Source organism: Allokutzneria multivorans (assembly GCF_039537405.1).
Taxonomy (GTDB): Bacteria; Actinomycetota; Actinomycetes; order Mycobacteriales; family Pseudonocardiaceae; genus Allokutzneria; species Allokutzneria multivorans.
Genome location: NZ_BAABAL010000033.1, coordinates 1 through 2,704, shown reverse-complemented (window position 1 = coordinate 2,704; position 2,704 = coordinate 1). Strand labels below are relative to the sequence as shown.

Sequence of the window (2,704 nt, the reverse complement as noted above, 5' to 3'; positions counted from 1 at the left end):
GGGTGAGACTCCCGTACGTGAAAACCCGGTGTCTCCATGGGTAGTTATCCCAAGTAGCAGCGAGCCCGTGAAATTCGCTGTGAATCTGGCGGGACCACCCGCTAAGCCTAAATACTTCCTGGTGACCGATAGCGGACTAGTACCGTGAGGGAAAGGTGAAAAGTACCCCGGGAGGGGAGTGAAAGAGTACCTGAAACCGTGTGCCTACAATCCGTCAGAGCCTTCGGGTGATGGCGTGCCTTTTGAAGAATGAGCCTGCGAGTTAGTGGTACGTGGCGAGGTTAACCCGTGTGGGGTAGCCGTAGCGAAAGCGAGTCTGAATAGGGCGATCGAGTCGCGTGCTCTAGACCCGAAGCGGAGTGATCTACCCATGGCCAGGGTGAAGCGACGGTAAGACGTCGTGGAGGCCCGAACCCACTTAGGTTGAAAACTGAGGGGATGAGCTGTGGGTAGGGGTGAAAGGCCAATCAAACTCCGTGATAGCTGGTTCTCCCCGAAATGCATTTAGGTGCAGCGTCACATGTTTCGTGCCGGAGGTAGAGCACTGGATGGTCTAGGGGGCCTACAAGCTTACTGAAATCAGCCAAACTCCGAATGCCGGTACGTGAGAGTGTGGCAGTGAGACTGCGGGGGATAAGCTTCGTAGTCGAGAGGGAAACAGCCCAGAACACCAGCTAAGGCCCCTAAGTGTGCGCTCAGTGGGAAAGGATGTTGGGTCGCTTAGACAACCAGGAGGTTGGCTTAGAAGCAGCCATCCTTGAAAGAGTGCGTAATAGCTCACTGGTCAAGTGGTTCAGCGCCGACAATGTAGCGGGGCTCAAGCGCACCGCCGAAGCTGTGTCATTCACATATATAGCCCGGCCCGGGAACTTGATTTCTGGGTCCAGGTGTGTGGATGGGTAGGGGAGCGTCGTGTCACCAGGGAAGCAGCGGTGGAAACCAGCTGTGGAGGTGACGCGAGTGAGAATGCAGGTATGAGTAGCGAAAGCAGAGTGAGAAACTCTGCCGCCGGATGACCAAGGGTTCCTGGGCCAGGCTAATCCGCCCAGGGTAAGTCGGGACCTAAGGCGAGGCCGACAGGCGTAGTCGATGGACAACGGGTTGATATTCCCGTACCCGTGTGGATGCGTCCATGGTGAGGCAGGTGATGCTAACCGCCCAAAGCTTCTGGAGTCTTCGGACGAGAGGAGTGGAGCGCGGGATCCGAGCCTGTAGTAGTCAAGCGATGGGGTGACGCAGGAAGGTAGCTCCGCCAGTCAGTGGTAATACTGGTGTAAGCGTGTGGCCCGGACAGTAGGCAAATCCGCTGTCTATATAGGGTGAGGCGTGATGCGTAGCCGATTGAGGCGAAGTAGAGTGATCCTATGCTGCCGAGAAAAGCCTCTAGTGAGTGTCCATGCGGCCCGTACCCCAAACCGACACAGGTGGTCAGGTAGAGAATACCGAGGCGATCGGGTGAACTGTGGTTAAGGAACTCGGCAAAATGCCCCCGTAACTTCGGGAGAAGGGGGGCCGGGTGGCCTGAAACTTTTTACAAGTTAGGGCTGAACGGCCGCAGAGACCAGGGAGAAGCGACTGTTTATTAAAAACACAGGTCCGTGCGAAGTCGCAAGACGATGTATACGGACTGACGCCTGCCCGGTGCTGGAACGTTAAGGGGACCGGTTAGTCCATTTCGGTGGGCGAAGCTGAGAACTTAAGCGCCAGTAAACGGCGGTGGTAACTATAACCATCCTAAGGTAGCGAAATTCCTTGTCGGGTAAGTTCCGACCTGCACGAATGGCGTAACGACTTCTCCGCTGTCTCAACCACAGGCCCGGCGAAATTGCACTACGAGTAAAGATGCTCGTTACGCGCGGCAGGACGGAAAGACCCCGGGACCTTTACTATAGCTTGGTATTGGTGTTTGGTTCGGCTTGTGTAGGATAGGTGGGAGACTGTGAAGCGATCACGCCAGTGGTTGTGGAGTCGTTGTTGAAATACCACTCTGGTCGTACTGGATGTCTAACCTCGGTCCATGATCTGGATCAGGGACAGTGCCTGGTGGGTAGTTTAACTGGGGCGGTTGCCTCCCAAAGGGTAACGGAGGCGCCCAAAGGTTCCCTCAGCCTGGTTGGCAATCAGGTGTTGAGTGTAAGTGCACAAGGGAGCTTGACTGTGAGACCGACGGGTCGAGCAGGGACGAAAGTCGGGACTAGTGATCCGGCACTGGCTTGTGGAAGCGGTGTCGCTCAACGGCTAAAAGGTACCCCGGGGATAACAGGCTGATCTTGCCCAAGAGTCCATATCGACGGCATGGTTTGGCACCTCGATGTCGGCTCGTCGCATCCTGGGGCTGGAGTAGGTCCCAAGGGTTGGGCTGTTCGCCCATTAAAGCGGCACGCGAGCTGGGTTTAGAACGTCGTGAGACAGTTCGGTCCCTATCCGCCGCGCGCGTTGGATACTTGAGGAAGGCTGTCCCTAGTACGAGAGGACCGGGACGGACGAACCTCTGGTGTGCCAGTTGTTCCGCCAGGGGCATTGCTGGTTGGCTACGTTCGGAAGGGATAACCGCTGAAAGCATCTAAGCGGGAAGCTCGTTCCAAGATGAGGTATCCCACCACCTTGAGTGGTTAAGGCTCCCAGTAGATGACTGGGTTGATAGGCCAGAGATGGAAGTCCGGTAACGGATGGAGTTGACTGGTACTAATAGGCCGAGGGCTTG

General features: G+C 56.2%; 1 rRNA gene. It reads left to right on the top strand.

Annotation, left to right across the window (positions count from 1 at the left end):
• Positions 1 to 2,703 (top strand): 23S ribosomal RNA (locus tag ABD798_RS37140); the annotation flags it as partial.
• Position 2,704 lies beyond the last annotated feature (1 nt).